Below are 16,534 nucleotides of genomic sequence, written 5' to 3'. Positions count from 1 at the left end.
GGCGCCGCCGCGTCCGCGAAGTCCGGAAACCTTGATTTCCTCAATAACTTCATCCGGAGTCATGGAAGTGATAACTTTGCGTGCAGCTTCATAGCCGCCTACCGCTATGTACTCATCAATTTTTTCCGGATTGATCTGACCGCAGTTGCGGAGAACGATTCTCTGCTGCTGGGAAAGGAACGCCTCATCCTCTGCCGGAATCACGTATTCCTCTACCGGCTTTCCGCCAATCAGATGCTCCTCTACGATTTTTTCCACTTTATCTGTAGTACATTTGACATATCTTGCTTCCAGAGCGCCTTCGTCATTATACACATCAACGATAGGCTCCAGATAGCAGGTACCGATACATCCTGTTTTATCAATAACAACATTTGTAAGATTTTTTTCTGCTACGATACGCTGGAACTCATCAGAGGTCTTCTTAGCTCCGGTAGCAATACCACAGCTGCCTTGTCCTACAACAACTTTCATATTTCTACCTCCTATGCGTTCTTTGCTTTATAATCGTCAAGAATCTTCTTAACAGAAGATTTTGTCAGGTTTCCGAATGTTTCCTCACCGTCTGCTGATTTTACCATCATAACCGGCGCAAGAGAACAGCAGCCAAGACAGGCTACGTTATTTAATGTAAACAGACCATCTTCGGTTGTCTCTCCGTCCTTGATTCCAAGATGTTCACAGACAGCTTCCTCGATCATGTCAGAACCATTTACATGACAGGCTGTACCTTTACAGAGCATGATCAGATACTTTCCGATCGGCTGTAAACGGAACTGTGCATAGAATGTAGCCACACCGTAAATTTTAGCAGGCATGATCCCTGTTCTTTCTGCGATATAATTGATCGCATCCATAGAAAGATACCCGTAGATATCCTGGGTCTGCTGAAGAATGGTGATCAGGCTTCCCGGCACCTTTGCATATTTTTCAAGCACCGGAGCCAACTCAGCGAAATCCGCGTTTCCGCTGTTCTGACATCCACACGTATTGCTCATATGATTTGTCCCTCCTGTAGAAATTATTTTAAACATCACTACTCATTCCCTAGCATTATATCACAAAAGGAGGGACAGTCAAAGGAAAAAGTGCATGATTTTTCATAAATTGTTAATAATGTGACTAACTTTATCATGAAATTACATTTTTTTCTCAGCTTTCTGAAGGTCAATTAGTTCATACAGTTTGGCAAGAGCCTCTTTCATTCCTCCCACTTCATCGATCAGTCCTTCTTCTACAGCCTCCCTGCCTTCCAGCATGGTTCCCACATCTTTTACCAGCTGTGTGGTATCCAGCATTAGCTCTTCCAAGCGCTTCTGAGAAATGTGGGAATGAGAAGCAATAAATCCCGTGATCCGGTCCTGAATTTTTTCCATATTCCGATAGGTCTGTGCAACACCGATAAACATCCCACTGGAACGCACCGGATGAATCACCATGGTAGCGCTTGGCACAACAAAGGAATAGTCGGCCGATACGGCCATGGGAACACCAATGGAATGACCGCCTCCAAGAACAAGAGAAACTGTAGGAATACTTAAAGATGCGATCATCTCCGCAATGGCAAGCCCTGCTTCCACATCGCCGCCTACCGTATTTAAAAGAATCAGAAGGCCGTCCACATCTTCATCATCCTCCACCAGAGCCAGCTTTGGAAGTACATGCTCATATTTGGTGGTTTTACTCTGAGAAGGCGCTGACTCATGGCCTTCCACCTCACCGATGATCGTAAGAAGCTCCACATGATGTTTTCGTGGATTTCTATCCAGAGTCACCTGTCCCATTTCCTTTATCTGCTCATTTTTTCTGTCCTGATTTTCCAGTTTTTCCTGCTCATATCCAGTATCCTCTGGTTTTGTCTCTGCGTTTTTCTGTGATTTCCCATTCTCATCTGCTCCGGAAATCATTTTTTCCATTGGATGCTGTTCTTCTTTTATATTCTCCTGGTTCAGAAATTTTTCCTCTGTGTATCCATTCTCTTTTCCCTCATACTCTGACAGAACCTTCTGATCATAATTCATTTGCTGCCGTTTTCCTTTTTCGGACATGCAATCCTCCATTCCGCCGCCTTTTATCCGGCGGCACAAATAATATAAAAAACAATTCACACTTCCACAGTTTCATGGTACAATAAATTTAGTTTTTGATGCTGCAGTATTAACTGTGATCATCTCCGCCCGTCTATTCATTTACAGAAATGCCCCTCTGCTCAGGCGAACTATATTTCACCAGTTCGTTTATTAGCTGATTCTGTTTTAGCTTTGCAATCCCATCTTAAATCTGCTTCTTTCCCGGCAACACCCCTGCAAAACCATCATTCATGAAACTATTATGTGTAAAACATGAATTTTTATTCTTTGTTATAAATGATCATATTCGAAAAAGCACACGAACTAATTTGTCTTTGTGGAATGCGCATATAGAGTTTAGTATTTCTTTTTATGTCCATATATTCCGAATTTTATTGTACAAAATGATTCATTTTCTTATTATATAATTCTTTCTTTATTGATGCCGGATCATACATAGTTCAGCGCTGCCTTCTGCAGGGAAATAGACATTGCCTGATATTTTATCTGTAATGCAGTCAGACCAATATGTATGTTTCTGTTTTCAGCTTCAGCAGAACCTGACCAGTTGTATGGTAACGCATAGTCAGAACGTCCTTATGGCTATCGAAAGTAATTCATTATCTTTTATTTTTCCACTTGATTTATGTATCTGTACCATGATAATTCAATAGACTTTACACTCTTAAGGTGGTATAATGACCCTACTGAATGGATGTATGTAAACAGGAAGGATGATGCAATATGTTAGACCAGAAAGACTTGGAGCTTCTTCAAAATTTAATGCAGGAAGTTGTAAAAGAATCAGAACAGAATATTCTTAACAGCGTGGATAAAAAGATTGCTGCTTCTGAGCAGAATGTCATTTCTACCGTGGATAAAAAGATCGCTGCTTCTGAACGGAATGTTATTTCTAGCGTAGACAAGAAGATCGCTGCTTCCGAACGGAAGATTCTTTCTGTCATGGATGAGAAACTATCCCGATCAGAAAATATGATTCTTAATGAGCTGGACAGAGTACAGGCACATCTTGAAGGAGATTTGGAAAAAGTACAGAAAAATCTGGAAGAACTGAAACAGTTTTACAAAATTGATAAGTTGGAAACAGATAATACTTCGCTGCTTCTGAAAATGTACAATGACATGCAAAAAGAAATTGCAGAGATTAAGACTAAAATAGCATAAAACACAATCGCCGAAAGGGTGTAAAGCCTACTGAGTTATCAGGCGGTCCATTTGCATCTGTATAAATCCATATGTCCACTCACAAAATACAGAACACTCTTTACCATAAAAACAGACCATCTAAACAATCAGTATAGCATCACCGAAAGCCATTTTGTTATAAAAAGCATCATCATTTTTAAGATAAAACAGCCCTCATCTCCCTTATTTTAAAGGGTCTGAGGGCTGTTCTCAATTATTCATCCCAGTTGTGCCATACGTCAGTGACGTCATCGTCCTCATCAAGAAGATCAAGTGTTTTCTGAAGGTTTTTGATATCTTTTTCGTCTGTAAGCTCCACATAGGTCTGAGGAACCATAGCCACCTGTGCCTCCAGCATAGGAACTCCGGCAGCTTCCAGAGCCTCTCTAACTGCACTGAAATCATCCGGTGCTGTGATCACTTCAAAGCTTTCCTCTTCCTCACTGAAATCCTCAGCACCTGCATCAAGAGCAACCATCATCAGCTCATCTGCATCCATCTCGCACTCTTCCTTGTCAATGATGATCTGTCCTTTCTGATCAAACATAAAGGAAACGCAGCCCTGTGTTCCGATGCTTCCGTAGCCTTTTGTAAAAGCATTTCTTACATTGCTGGCAGTACGGTTTTTATTGTCTGTAAGAGTTTCTACGATAATGGCAACACCGTTAGGACCATAGCCTTCGTATGTAGCACGCTCATAGTTGTCTGCCGCCTCTGCACCTGCTGCTTTTTTGATACCGCGCTCAATGGTATCATTTGGCATATTATTTGCTTTTGCTTTTGCAATAACATCGCGAAGCTTGCTGTTATTGTTGGGATCCGGTCCTCCGGCTTTGACAGCCATAACGATCTCTCGTCCGATCACAGTAAAGATTTTACCTTTTTTGGCGTCGTTTTTCTCCTTTTTATGCTTTATGTTTGCGAATTTTGAATGTCCTGACATAACTCACTTTCTCCTTTTGTGTTCTTGTCATTTATTTTTTCGGCCCGCACCTTTCCTATTGTCCTGTTTCCAAGAGACAGGATCTTAAAGCGGTAACCGTTTGCAACAATCTCATGATCCAGATCTTCCTCTGTGGGAATATGCCCCAGAAGCTCTGTGAGAAGCCCGTTCAGCGTCGTTACCTCAACCTCTCCAAAACTGATCCCCAGCTCCTCCTCAACATCCTCCAGCTCTGCAAAACCATCAATCAGAACGCTGTTATCTGTCTGAGTCCGGATAGCAATATCCTCGTCCTCATCATATTCATCAAGGATCTCTCCCACGATTTCCTCCAGAATATCTTCCATTGTGATCACTCCTGCAGTCTGACCGTACTCATCTACCACAACTGCCATATGTGCCTGTTTTACCTGCATAGTACGGAAAATATTGCTGATGCTTCCCGTTTCCGGCACAAAATCTGCTTTTCGGATCAGTCCCGGAAGCTCTCTTAGAGGCTTGAATCTTGCCCAGGAATTCTGGGTCATAAATTTAAGAGCGTCTTTATAATGGATCAGTCCTCTGATATTGTCCATATCATCCTCATAGACCGGATATCTGGAATTTCCTTCTTCCAGCATCTCATCTATGACGTCTTTCAGGAATCTTTCCTGGTCAAAAGCCACCACTCCGGTTCTGTGTGTCATAATATCACCGGCCTTGATATCATTAAAAGAAATGATATTCTGAATCATCTCTGCTTCATTTTTCTCTATGACGCCCTGTTCATGAGCCTCATCCACAATGGAAATGATCTCCTCCTCTGTAACCGCTTCCTGCTGTTCCCCAAGCGCTACTCCAAAAACACCGGCAGTAATACGCGCAAGCCAGGTAACTGTCAGAGTAAAAGGCCACATTATCGTTACCACTATGCTGACAAGCCGCACATAACGGAACGCATACTGTCTGGATCGGTAATCTCCGATCCTTCGGAACATCAAAATGCCAAAAGAGGCAAGAAGAACAACACAGAGAATCGAAATCAGTACCAGAGCCGGAAACTGATCTATGTAACGATGTGAGATCCGCGCCAGAAGAGGCACCAGAAAAACACCGATAAAGATTCCTGAAGCTGTTACGATCAGAGGAATGGCATTGACATATCTTACCGGTTCATCAATAAGCCTTTTCAGTAATCCGGCTTTTTTGTTTCCTTCCTCTGCCATTTTCTGTATTTCGCTCTGATTCAGATTTCTGACTGCTGCTGCAAAGCCATAAAGGATTCCGTTCAGCAAAATCAGTATCACCAGAACAATAAGCCCCGCCAGGGGCGATCGACTGCCGTCGTCCATTTTGTATTTCCTTTCTTAACTCGCTGTACATACAGTGTATTTCCCCGGAAATTACCTGTGAATCAGCATAATTACTGCTAAAATATAGCACTTTCCCTGCCGTTCGTCAAGAATTCCCGTCCAAAAAGTATCTTTCTTAAAAGTATCTTTTGCCCTGCCCAGGCAGAAAAAGGATCAGAAGCTCAGTTCCAGGCTGATCTCCAGCGCATGATTCACACGGTCAAGCATACACTGATCCAGGTGACACACCTTATCCTTCAGCCGCCGTTTATCAATGGTCCTTAACTGCTCCAGAAGGATCACGGAATCTTTTTCGATCCCGTAGGCAGAAGCATCAATTTCAATATGTGTAGGAAGCTTCGCCTTATTCATTTTTGATGTGATGGCTGCGCAGATCACAGTTGGGCTGTGCCGGTTTCCCACATCGTTCTGTATGATCAGAACAGGACGGATCCCGCCCTGCTCGCTTCCTACCACAGGTCTTAAATCTGCATAAAAAATATCCCCTCTTTTTATTACCACACAATTCACACTCCGATTCTGTTTTCTCTACTAATCAGTATTTCCAGTTTTTTCTTGTGTATACATGCGTGGTATTTCCAGTTTCTGCCGCCTTTACCTATTCAAAAAAGGTCAGCTCACCCCATTTCTTTCCGTTCTTTATATAAATTCTTGGTACCCGTTTTCCAATATCACAGGCAAATTCATAAGAAAACCTTCCTGATAAGTCTCCAAGAGTTTCCAGACTGAGAACCTCATCTCCGTCCTTTCCTACAAGTGTCACCTCGTCACCTGTGTGAACCTCAGGAATATCTGTTACATCTACCATAAACTGATCCATACAGATCCGCCCGATCACAGGAGCCTTTTTTCCATGGATCAGGACCCATCCTTTGTTGGAAAGACTTCTGGGATATCCGTCTGCATAGCCTACAGGTATGGTGGCAACCTTCATGTTTTTTTGTGCAGTAAAGGTTCCTCCATAACTGACCGAAGCCCCTGCTTTCAGTTCCTTGACATAACTGACATGGCTTTTCAGCTCCATAGCAGGCAGAAGCCTTACAATATCCCGTTCCACCTCATCAGAAGGATAAATTCCATAAATGGTGATTCCGGCACGGACGGCATCCATGTTTGCTTTTGGCATACGGATAATGCCTGCGCTGTTGGAACAGTGCTGTACAGGAATTCTGATTCCACTTTCATGAAGCAGTCTCTCAAAGGTCACGTAACGTTCCAGCTGTTTTTCAGCAGGAGAGAGATCTGTTTCGTCTGCTCTGGCAAAGTGGGTGAACAGTCCCTCCACTTCTACATTTGAAAGTTCTGTGATCTTCTTAATTTCCCGAACGCTTTCTGTGGTATCAGAAAATCCAATCCTGCTCATTCCTGTGTCAAGTCCAATATGGATATGTACTGTTTTTCCCTGACGGACAGCCTCCTCTGACAGCTTTTCTGCCATGGAGTATTCGCTGACAGTCAGCCGGATCTCCTGCTCCACCATATCAGGAAAATATTCCTCAAATACGATTCCCAGAATCAATATTGGCTTTGTTACCCCAAAGGCACGAAGCTGAAGCGCCTCCTCTGCGGTAGCCACTGCAAATCCCCAGATATAGCTGTATCCATGAATCAGACGGGCAATGGCTTCTGCTCCGTGGCCATATCCGTCCGCCTTGATCACAGCAATGATTTTTGTGCCCTTTGCGATATTTTTTTTCATTTCTCCAAAATTATGCGCAATAGCATCCAGGGATACTACTGCTTTGATTCTGTCATATCTCCTCATGTCTTCCTCCGTACTTCAATACCTCCGGAATTGTCAGGAGCAGATCTCCCGCCTTCATTCCATACATTCCCTTGTTCTCAGCTGCCAGATCGCCTGCTCTTCCGTGGATAAAAACTCCCAGCGCTGCGATCTCTGTCATTTCACCAACTGAAAGCGCCTCTCCTCTGTACATACAGAGCATTCCGGCAAGAACCCCTGCAAGTACATCTCCGCTTCCGGCTGTTGCCATTCCGGCATTTCCGGAAAGATTATACCATACTGTGCCATCGGAACCGGCCGTTACAGTACAGGCATCCTTCAGTACACAGACAGAGCCCGAAGCTCTGGCATATTCCAGTGCCGAGGCTTCCCGGCTGTCCTGCAGCTCTCCAATACTTTTTCCGGTAAGCCGGCTCATCTCTCCCATATGGGGAGTCAGAATCACATGACTGCCCAGAAGGTTTTTCCAGGACAGATTTTCTGCCAGAAGGTTCAGACCGTCTGCATCAAGCACCACTTTTTTTCCGGATAAAGCTTTTTCCAGAAACCAGTGCACCTTAAACCGTGTTTTTTCCGAAATTCCAAGTCCCGGCCCCATCAGGATCACATCACACCAGTCAAAGGCATTCTGATAGGCCGCTTCTCCTTTTCCACAATCAATAATGGCTTCCGGAAGCAGGCTCTGCAAAGGAATACGGTTGCTTTCATCGGTAAGAATACGTACCATTCCCGCACCGCCGGCAAATGCTGCCGCTGCGCAGAAATAGGCGGCGCCGCACATTCCCGGGCTTCCTGCCACTGCAAGAACCTTTCCGAAGGTGGACTTGTTTCCTTCTGGTGTTCTTCCGGGAATCTTTTTGGTATCTTCCACTTCCAGAATTCTCTTTTTCTCAAAAACACCAGACTCTCCGTAAACGCCAATATCGGCCAGAACCGTTCTTCCGGCATTTTTTCTGCCCGGATAAAGGCACAGCCCCGCCTTCAGAAATCCAAAGGTCACGGTAAGATCCGCCTCAAAAGCAGCACCCATCACTGCGCCGGTATCTCCGTTCACCCCGGATGGAATATCAACAGCTACTTTCCAGGCAGTCATCCGGTTCATGGTTTCTATCAGTTCTTTATATTTTCCCATAACAGGACGGGCCAGTCCCACACCGAAAACAGCGTCTACTATAGTAGTATATTCACGCCACTGCGGGTTATTCACAACCGGAACATGATAATTTGATGCAATGGAAAGCTGGCGCGCGGTTTCATGGGTAAAAGAGGAATGATTTCCTGCCACATAAATCTCAGCCTGATATCCATGAAGAAAAAGGATCCGGGCAATGGCAATTCCGTCTCCTCCGTTATTTCCGCTTCCGCAGACACAGAGAATCTTCTCTTCTGTGTTTTTTTTATGAAACACCTTTTCCATTTCTTCCACAGTTTTCAGAGCCGCCCGTTCCATAAGAACACAGGAAGGAATGCCTCTCTTTTCAATCGTATACGCATCCAGCTGCTTCATTCTCTCACAGCTTACCACTTCTTTCATCTGATCCCCTCCTTTTTTGTATCTGTCTGCTTTATGTCTTTTTACATCAAAAGGCTGTCAGCCCGGAATAGGGTGACAGCCTGCTGAGATGGGCTAATTTTCGTGTTCCTGACGGTACTGGCTAAGATTGTAAGAAAGCCGCATAAGGCTCTCGGAAAGATGTACATTCTCTACGATCACATCATCAGGAGTATCCAGATCAATATGCGCAAAATTCCAGATTGCCTTGATTCCGTTCTCAATCAGAATATTTGCCATATCTCCGGCCTTATTTTTCGGAAGCGTAAGGATTGCGATCTCAATCTGATTTTCCTTCAGGAAAAACGGAAGATCACTGATCATCTGAATCTCAATTCCCCGCACTGCGATCCCTTCCAGTACAGGATTGATGTCAAAAATGCCCATCAGCTTAAATCCGCGTTTTTCAAAATCCACATAGTTTGCCAGCGCCTGTCCAAGATTACCGGCGCCCACGATGATCATGGGATGAACCGTATCCAGTCCCAGAATCTTTCCGATCTCTGTGTACAGGTATTTCACGTTATATCCGTATCCCTGCTGTCCGAATCCGCCGAAATTATTCAGGTCCTGACGGATCTGAGACGCTGTCACATGCATTTTTTTGCTGAGGTCATTGGAAGAAATACGCTCCACATTTTCTTCCAGCAGTTCTCCAAGATATCTGTAATAACGCGGCAGCCTTTTTATCACTGCTTTTGAAATTTGTTTTGCCTCCACGGGATGATCCTCCTTCTGATTTCCTATTAATTATAACGAAATGTTATTTTAATGTCAAATAAAGTTTTTTCACTTCGCAAAAACTTTTTGGTCTTTACAAAATCATTGTAAAAGCCTTATAATCTTACAGTACGTATTAAGATAAATTAAGGCATTTGCGGAGGAACAACAATGATTTTAGCATGTCAGGGCATCTGTAAATCCTTTGGCGAAAAAGAGATTTTAAAAGATGCCTCTTTTCACATAGAAGAGCGGGAAAAAGTCGCTCTGATCGGTAATAACGGCGCAGGAAAAACCACTTTGCTGCGCATTATTATGGAAGAGCTTTCTGCTGATTCCGGAAACGTGATACTGGCAAAAGATAAACGTATGGGATATCTGGCTCAGTATCAGGATATTTACGGACAGCGCACCATTTACGAAGAGCTTCTTACAACCAAACAGCACATCCTTGATATGGAAGAACGCATGCGCTCCATTGAACTGGAAATGAAGCATGTACAGGGCGAAGAGCTGGAGCAGCTTATGAACACCTATACCAGACTTACCCATGAATTTGAGCTGGAAAACGGCTACGCATACAAAAGCGAGCTTACCGGCATACTGAAGGGTCTGGGCTTTGGGGAAGAAGACTTTGAAAAACCGATTGAAACTCTTTCCGGAGGCCAGAAAACAAGGGTAGCTCTTGGCAAGCTTCTGATCTCCAGGCCGGATATCCTTCTTCTTGACGAGCCTACCAACCATCTGGACATGGAAAGTATTGCCTGGCTGGAAACCTATCTTCTGAATTATCCGGGAGCTGTTTTTATTGTTTCCCATGACCGTTATTTTCTTGACAAGGTAGTGACTAAGGTAGTAGAAATCGAAGCCGGTCAGGTGATTTCTTTCCAGGGCAACTACTCTTCTTATGCAGAAAAAAAGGCGCAGCTGAGAGACGCCCAGTATAAGGCATACCTGAATCAGCAGCGGGAAATCAAGCATCAGGAAGCTGTGATCGTTAAATTAAAGTCCTTTAACCGTGAAAAATCAATCCGCAGAGCTGAAAGCCGTGAGAAAATGCTGGATAAAATCCAGAGACTTGACAAGCCGGTGGAAATCCAGACTCATATGCGTCTTTCTCTGGAACCAAGAACCGTAAGCGGAAATGACGTTCTTACTGTAGAGGATCTGTCCAAAAGCTTCCCCGGCCAGACACTTTTTACAAATATCTCCTTTCAGATAAAAAGAGGTGAGCGGATTGCGCTGATCGGAAATAACGGGACAGGAAAGACTACCATGCTGAAGATTCTTAACAGCATCCTTCCTGCAGACTCCGGAAGCTTTTCCCTGGGCTCCAAGGTTCAGATCGGCTACTATGATCAGGAGCATCATGTGCTTCATTCAGAAAAAACTATTTTTCAGGAAATTTCGGATTCCTACCCCACACTGACGGAAACAGAGATCCGAAACATGCTTGCCGCCTTTCTTTTTACCGGAGATGATGTTTTTAAGGAAATCTCTTCTCTTTCAGGTGGAGAAAGAGGAAGGGTCTCTCTTGCCAAGCTGATGCTCTCAGAAGCCAATTTCCTGATCCTGGACGAGCCCACCAACCATCTGGATATTGCTTCCAAGGAAATTCTGGAGGAAGCTTTAAACAGCTACAGCGGAACCGTCCTTTATGTTTCTCATGACCGTTATTTTATCAATCAGACCGCTACAAGGATTCTTGACCTGACCCATCAGGCGATTGTGAATTATATTGGTGACTACGATTATTATCTTGAGAAAAAAGAGGAGCTGACGGAAAAATATGCGCCTGCCCCGTCTGATCCTGCTGAAACCAGAGCACCGGAAACAGATAACTCTGACAGCAAGCTTTCCTGGCAGCAGCAAAAGGAAGAACAGGCCCGCAGGCGAAAACTGGAAAACGAACTGAAAAAAACAGAAGCCAGGATCGAAGAGCTGGAAAAAAGAGATAAAGAAATCGATGAAACTCTGGTGCTTCCGGATGTGTGCACCAATGTGGCGCGCTGTACTGAATTAAGCCGCGAAAAAGAGGCGGTTCTGAAGGAACTGGAAGAATTATATGAAAAATGGGAATCCCTCGCCTGAGGTTTTCCCATTTTTGCTGTCCGAAACCGCTGTTCATATGATCCAAAGCAGTTCCTGTTATTTTGATTTTTGTACGGTTACTTCATTATACGGTCCAGTGACTCCCGCACGGCCAGAATAAAGTCTCTGCTGGAAAGCACCTTTGGATGCTTGATGGTTGTGATCATGGCAAGATCCTTTGTCATCTTTCCTGCCTCAATCGTAGAAAGAGTTGCTTTTTCCAGTTTATCCGCAAACTCAGTCAGAGCTTTATTTCCATCCAGTTCTCCTCTTTTACGAAGCGCGCCTGTCCATGCAAAAATTGTTGCCACTGAGTTGGTAGAGGTTTCTTTTCCTTCCAGATGTCTGTAATAATGTCTCTGTACTGTTCCGTGGGCCGCCTCGTACTCATAGTATCCGTCCGGAGAAACAAGAACAGAGGTCATCATGGCAAGAGAGCCAAAAGCAGAAGAAACCATGTCGCTCATAACGTCTCCGTCATAGTTTTTGCAGGCCCAGATGAATCCGCCCTCGGCTTTCATTACACGGGCAACCACATCATCAATCAGGCTGTAGAAATATGTCAGTCCTGCCGCATCAAATTTCGCCTTAAATTCCTCTGTAAAGATCTTCTGGAAAATTTCCTTGAATTTGCCGTCATAGGTTTTGGAGATAGTATCCTTTGCTCCAAACCACACATCCTGCTTTGTATCAAGAGCGTAATTAAAGCAGCTTCTTGCGAAGCTCTCAATGGATGCTTCCATATTGTGCATTCCCATGGCAACACCCGGAGCCTTAAATTCCTGTACAAGAGAGCGTTTCTCTTCTCCGTCCTCAGAAGTATATACCAGTTCTACCTTACCCGGTTTCTCTACATAAAATTCTGTGTTTTTATACACATCGCCATAGGCATGACGGGCAATGGTAATTGGTTTTTTCCAGTTACGTACACAGGGTTCGATTCCTTTTACAACAATGGGAGCCCGGAATACCGTTCCGTCAAGAATAGCGCGGATGGTTCCATTAGGGCTTTTGTACATTTTTTTCAGATCATATTCCTTCATTCGGGCATGATTTGGAGTAATCGTAGCGCATTTTACTGCAACACCGTATTTTTTTGTGGCATTGGCAGCATCTACGGTTACCTGATCGTCTGTTTCGTTCCGGCAGGCAAGCCCGAGATCATAATATTCCGTATTCAGATCCACATAGGGAAGCAGAAGTTCCTCTTTGATCATTTTCCAGAGAATACGGGTCATCTCATCTCCGTCCATTTCTACCAGGGGTGTTGTCATTTTAATCTTATCCATGTATTTTATCTCCTCTCCGGTTGAAGCATGTTCTGTTTAGTATTGTACAAAAAAACTCCTCTTCCGTCAACGCTGATGCTTTCACTTCATAAAATATTTATGATTCTGCCCCTCTTTCGTCTACAGTTCCAGAAACCGTTCCAGGTTAAATCTGCCCCATCCCTGCTGGTTTCTGGGAAATCCCATATCATCTGCACTGTCCTTCAGCATCATTTTAATCTCCACATTGGTAAGAAGGGGATCTTTTTCAAGCGCCAGAGCAACGGCCCCTGAAACAAAGGGCGTAGACATGGAGGTTCCGCTTTTCATCCGGTATCCGCCCTTTGATGAGCAGGAAATGATCCGGTTTCCGGGAGCTACAAGATCCGGCTTACATATACATTCAAACGTAGGGCCTCTTCCGGAAACTCCTTCCGTTCCCACAAGCATGTCACTGGAACCTACGGTAATGATCTTTCTGCTGCTTCCCGGCGCTGTAATGCTCCCTGGCAGCGGTCCCTGATTTCCTGCCGCTGCCACGACCACCAGCCCCCGATCCCATAATTTCTCCACTCCCTGTATCAGGCTGTTATGTTCTTTTCCGTTTTTACAGGTGGTTCCCACAGAAATATTCACAACACGGATATGGTATTTTTGCATATGACGGATGATCCAGTCAAAGGCGCACAATACATCCTCTTTGTTTCCGTTCCCAAACCGGTCCAGAACCTTCAGCCCGATGATCCCGCATCCAGGAGCCACTCCCCTGTATTTTCCCCCGGAGGCTGTTCCGTCTCCACAGAGAATTCCGGTTACATGAGTTCCATGCCCATTATCATCATAAGGAGTCTGTTTATGTGAAATAAAATCAGAAAAAGCACAGATTCTGTTTCCAAAATCCGGATGCGGAGAAATGCCTGTATCCAGAATTGCCACACCGATGCCCTTTCCGGTATAATTCATCATTTTCATGAATATACTCCAAAAAAGAAGCTTTATTTTAATGTATTCAGTCTGAGAATTATTTGCGAATTTTATAGAATATGAATATTTTTCATAGATTTGCCAATACTGTAAACCATCGGAATAACTTAAGTATGGATCACAGATTGCAGCCGACAGGATACTGACCGCCCTGATGAAACCCGCTGCATAAAAAGGAGGATTTTCATGGCGTTTATTTTATTTCTGATCATATTTTTCTGTCTGCAGTCCTTTGTCCTGTTCTGTTGTGTAGCTGCCGGAAACGACCCGGCATCTCAACTGATCTCAGATCAGGAGCAGATGGACTATATCAAAACCTGGATGGAAAACCACGAAATGTAACCGGAATTGAAAAAACAAACCGCAGGGAGACAATCAGCCAATCTCCTTCTGCGGTTTCTTACATAATCTATAACGGATCAGAGACTTGCTCTGATCACCTTAGGCTTGCAGCCTGCGTCTTCCAGAGCCTTTACAATCTGATTTTTATGATCGGTTCCAAAGGCCTCCATGGTTACTTTCAGCTCTACGGCCGCATTACGGTTGGTGGTAACAAACTGATTATGGTCAAGCTTAATGACATTTCCCTGATTCTGAGCTATGATGCTTGCCACACGTACCAGCTCTCCTGCTTTATCCGGAATCAGCACAGAAACTGTAAAAATACGGTCTCTCTGGATCAGTCCGTGCTGAACTACAGAGGACATGGTAATTACATCCATATTTCCTCCGCTTAAAATAGACACTACTTTTTTTCCGGTAAAATCCAGGTGGCGAAGAGCCGCCACAGTCAGAAGCCCGGAGTTTTCTACGATCATTTTATGATTTTCAACCATATCCAGAAAAGCCATGATCAGCTCATCATCTTCAATGGTAATGATGCTGTCCAGATTTTCCTGAAGATACGGGAAGATATGCTCGCCCGGAGTCTGCACTGCAGTACCGTCCGCTATGGTATTTACATGAGGAAGGGTTACTACTTCTCCTTTTTCCAGAGACGCTTTCATACAGGCTGCTCCTGCCGGCTCTACTCCGATCACCCTGATATGAGGATTCAGAAGCTTCGCAAGAGTGGAAACACCGGTAGCCAGACCGCCGCCGCCAATAGGTACAAGAATATAATCTACAAGAGGAAGCTCCTGGACGATCTCCATGGCAATGGTACCCTGTCCGGTGGCAACTGCCGGATCATCAAAGGGATGGATAAACGTATAGCCTTCCTTTTCTGCCAGCTCCAGAGCATAAGCGCAGGCCTCATCATAGACATCGCCCTTCAGGATCACCTCTGCACCATAGCTTTTTGTCCGTTCCACCTTAATAAGAGGCGTTGTGGTAGGCATTACGATGACCGCCTTTACCCCGAATTTGTGAGCCGCATAGGCAACACCCTGGGCATGGTTTCCGGCTGAAGCAGTGATCAGTCCTTTTTCTCTTTCCTCATCTGATAAAGTGCTGATCTTATAGTAGGCTCCGCGCACCTTATATGCACCTGTCCTCTGCATGTTCTCCGGCTTCAGAAAAACTCTGTTTCCGGTGAGCTCGGAAAAATAACTGCTTTTGATCAGCTTTGTCTCCTGGGTTACTTTTTTTACAATCTCTGAGGCTTCCTCAAAATTCTCCAGTGTAAGCATATTCATTTTCTCCTTCCCGTATTCTTAATCTTCTTTTTCGTTTACATCAAACAATGCATTTACAAAAGTATCTGCATCAAACTTCTGAAGATCGTCAATAGTTTCTCCCACTCCAATATATTTTACCGGGATATCAAGTTCTGACTGGATCGCAACTGCAATTCCGCCTTTGGCTGTACCGTCAAGCTTAGTCAGAATGATTCCTGTTACATTGGCAACCTCTGCAAACTGCTTTGCCTGAGCAAGAGCATTCTGTCCGGTGGTTCCGTCAAGTACAACCAGAGTTTCAAGATAAGCTTCCGGATACTCCCGCTCCAGAATACGGTAGATCTTTCTCAGCTCTTCCATCAGATTTTTCTTGTTATGAAGGCGGCCTGCTGTATCGCAGAGAAGCACGTCTGCGTTTCGTGCCTTTGCTGCAGCTACTGCGTCATAGACAACAGAGGCCGGATCCGCTCCTGACTGTCCGCCGATAATCTCCACGCCGGCGCGGTCTGCCCACTGGGAAAGCTGCTCTCCGGCAGCTGCACGGAAGGTATCTGCTGCCGCCAGAATCACCTTTTTCCCTTCATCCTTTAATTTTCCTGCCAGCTTGCCTACAGAAGTGGTTTTTCCTACTCCGTTGACGCCAATCATTAAAATTACAGATTTACGGTTTTCAAACTCATATTCTGTGCTGTCTACCCTCATCTGATCTTTGATGCTGTCGATCAGAAGCTGCTTGCATTCCATCGGGTTTTTGATATGCTTTTCCGCAACCTGTTTCTTCAGATTTTCCAGAATTGCAGAGGTGGCGTTGATGCCGATATCCCCCATTACAAGAATCTCTTCCAGCTCTTCATAAAAGTCCTCGTCTATACTGGAATATCCGCTGAAAATGGAGTCAAACCCCGCTACAATATTATCTCTTGTTTTTGCCAGTCCGCTGACAAGCCGTTTAAAAAAGCCCTTTTTTTCTTCAGCCATACTCATGC

At 44.5% G+C, this 16,534-nt stretch carries 15 protein-coding genes and 1 pseudogene; 3 read left to right on the top strand and 13 right to left on the bottom strand.

Annotation, left to right across the window (positions count from 1 at the left end):
- The 3 genes and pseudogenes from QVP40_RS06550 to QVP40_RS06540 all read right to left on the bottom strand — a co-directional run.
- A pseudogene (locus tag QVP40_RS06550) lies at nucleotides 1-474 on the bottom strand (NADH-quinone oxidoreductase subunit F); the annotation flags it as partial.
- An 11-nt stretch (nucleotides 475-485) separates the two neighbouring features.
- Complete coding sequence (gene nuoE, locus QVP40_RS06545; RefSeq protein ID WP_022067677.1) at nucleotides 486-998, bottom strand: NADH-quinone oxidoreductase subunit NuoE; 513 nt, start codon at nucleotides 996-998, stop codon at nucleotides 486-488.
- Nucleotides 999-1,139: 141 nt separating this feature from the next.
- A complete protein-coding gene (locus QVP40_RS06540; protein WP_279310497.1) occupies nucleotides 1,140-1,784 on the bottom strand; it encodes a ClpP family protease in 645 nt (214 codons plus the stop codon).
- A 1,029-nt stretch (nucleotides 1,785-2,813) separates the two neighbouring features.
- On the opposite strand from QVP40_RS06540, the gene QVP40_RS06535 reads away from it, so the two are divergent.
- Complete coding sequence (locus QVP40_RS06535) at nucleotides 2,814-3,254, top strand: hypothetical protein (protein ID WP_022067675.1); 441 nt, start codon at nucleotides 2,814-2,816, stop codon at nucleotides 3,252-3,254.
- Nucleotides 3,255-3,489: 235 nt separating this feature from the next.
- Here QVP40_RS06535 and QVP40_RS06530 read toward each other — a convergent pair whose 3' ends face one another.
- From QVP40_RS06530 to QVP40_RS06505, 6 genes are all read right to left on the bottom strand, one after another.
- Nucleotides 3,490-4,218 carry a YebC/PmpR family DNA-binding transcriptional regulator gene (locus QVP40_RS06530; RefSeq protein ID WP_022067674.1) on the bottom strand — a complete coding sequence of 243 codons (729 nt, stop codon included), beginning with the start codon at nucleotides 4,216-4,218 and terminating at the stop codon, nucleotides 3,490-3,492.
- Nucleotides 4,188-5,549: a hemolysin family protein gene (locus QVP40_RS06525; protein ID WP_022067673.1), complete on the bottom strand. Its 1,362-nt coding sequence runs from the start codon at nucleotides 5,547-5,549 to the stop codon at nucleotides 4,188-4,190. The genes QVP40_RS06530 and QVP40_RS06525 overlap by 31 nt, the downstream gene beginning before the upstream one ends.
- A gap of 174 nt (nucleotides 5,550-5,723) precedes the next feature.
- The gene (locus tag QVP40_RS06520; RefSeq protein WP_022067672.1) at nucleotides 5,724-6,071 is read right to left on the bottom strand and encodes a type II toxin-antitoxin system PemK/MazF family toxin; all 348 of its coding nucleotides are present in this window, start codon (nucleotides 6,069-6,071) and stop codon (nucleotides 5,724-5,726) included.
- A 97-nt stretch (nucleotides 6,072-6,168) separates the two neighbouring features.
- On the bottom strand, nucleotides 6,169-7,335 hold the full coding sequence (alr, locus tag QVP40_RS06515) for an alanine racemase (protein ID WP_022067671.1): 1,167 nt from the start codon (nucleotides 7,333-7,335) through the stop codon (nucleotides 6,169-6,171).
- A complete protein-coding gene (locus tag QVP40_RS06510) occupies nucleotides 7,322-8,848 on the bottom strand; it encodes a bifunctional ADP-dependent NAD(P)H-hydrate dehydratase/NAD(P)H-hydrate epimerase (RefSeq protein WP_022067670.1) in 1,527 nt (508 codons plus the stop codon). The genes alr and QVP40_RS06510 overlap by 14 nt, the downstream gene beginning before the upstream one ends.
- Nucleotides 8,849-8,941: 93 nt before the next feature.
- Nucleotides 8,942-9,586, bottom strand: coding sequence for a redox-sensing transcriptional repressor Rex (locus QVP40_RS06505; RefSeq protein ID WP_022067669.1), 645 nt, complete (start codon nucleotides 9,584-9,586; stop codon nucleotides 8,942-8,944).
- A 171-nt stretch (nucleotides 9,587-9,757) separates the two neighbouring features.
- Between QVP40_RS06505 and abc-f the strand changes: the two genes are divergently transcribed.
- The gene (gene abc-f / locus QVP40_RS06500; RefSeq protein WP_022067668.1) at nucleotides 9,758-11,677 is read left to right on the top strand and encodes a ribosomal protection-like ABC-F family protein; all 1,920 of its coding nucleotides are present in this window, start codon (nucleotides 9,758-9,760) and stop codon (nucleotides 11,675-11,677) included.
- Between the two features lie 77 nt (nucleotides 11,678-11,754).
- Here the strand turns inward: abc-f and QVP40_RS06495 are convergent, their stop codons facing one another.
- A complete protein-coding gene (locus QVP40_RS06495) occupies nucleotides 11,755-12,966 on the bottom strand; it encodes an NADP-dependent isocitrate dehydrogenase (protein ID WP_022067667.1) in 1,212 nt (403 codons plus the stop codon).
- A gap of 120 nt (nucleotides 12,967-13,086) precedes the next feature.
- Nucleotides 13,087-13,917 (bottom strand): S8 family peptidase, encoded by an 831-nt coding sequence (locus tag QVP40_RS06490; RefSeq protein ID WP_022067666.1) that lies wholly within the window; start codon nucleotides 13,915-13,917, stop codon nucleotides 13,087-13,089.
- Nucleotides 13,918-14,115: 198 nt separating this feature from the next.
- Between QVP40_RS06490 and QVP40_RS06485 the strand changes: the two genes are divergently transcribed.
- Nucleotides 14,116-14,271 carry a hypothetical protein gene (locus QVP40_RS06485; RefSeq protein ID WP_022067665.1) on the top strand — a complete coding sequence of 52 codons (156 nt, stop codon included), beginning with the start codon at nucleotides 14,116-14,118 and terminating at the stop codon, nucleotides 14,269-14,271.
- Between the two features lie 77 nt (nucleotides 14,272-14,348).
- On the opposite strand, the gene ilvA is transcribed toward QVP40_RS06485, so the two are convergent.
- A complete protein-coding gene (ilvA, locus tag QVP40_RS06480; RefSeq protein ID WP_022067664.1) occupies nucleotides 14,349-15,560 on the bottom strand; it encodes a threonine ammonia-lyase in 1,212 nt (403 codons plus the stop codon).
- A gap of 24 nt (nucleotides 15,561-15,584) precedes the next feature.
- Nucleotides 15,585-16,526: a signal recognition particle-docking protein FtsY gene (gene ftsY / locus QVP40_RS06475; RefSeq protein ID WP_022067663.1), complete on the bottom strand. Its 942-nt coding sequence runs from the start codon at nucleotides 16,524-16,526 to the stop codon at nucleotides 15,585-15,587.
- Nucleotides 16,527-16,534 lie beyond the last annotated feature (8 nt).

Origin of the sequence: Blautia sp. CAG:257 (assembly GCF_000433815.1) — a bacterium.
Lineage (GTDB): Bacteria > Bacillota > Clostridia > Lachnospirales > Lachnospiraceae > Blautia_A > Blautia_A caecimuris.
The sequence above is the reverse complement of the archived record's forward strand: the minus strand, read 5'-3'. Positions and strand labels throughout refer to the sequence as shown.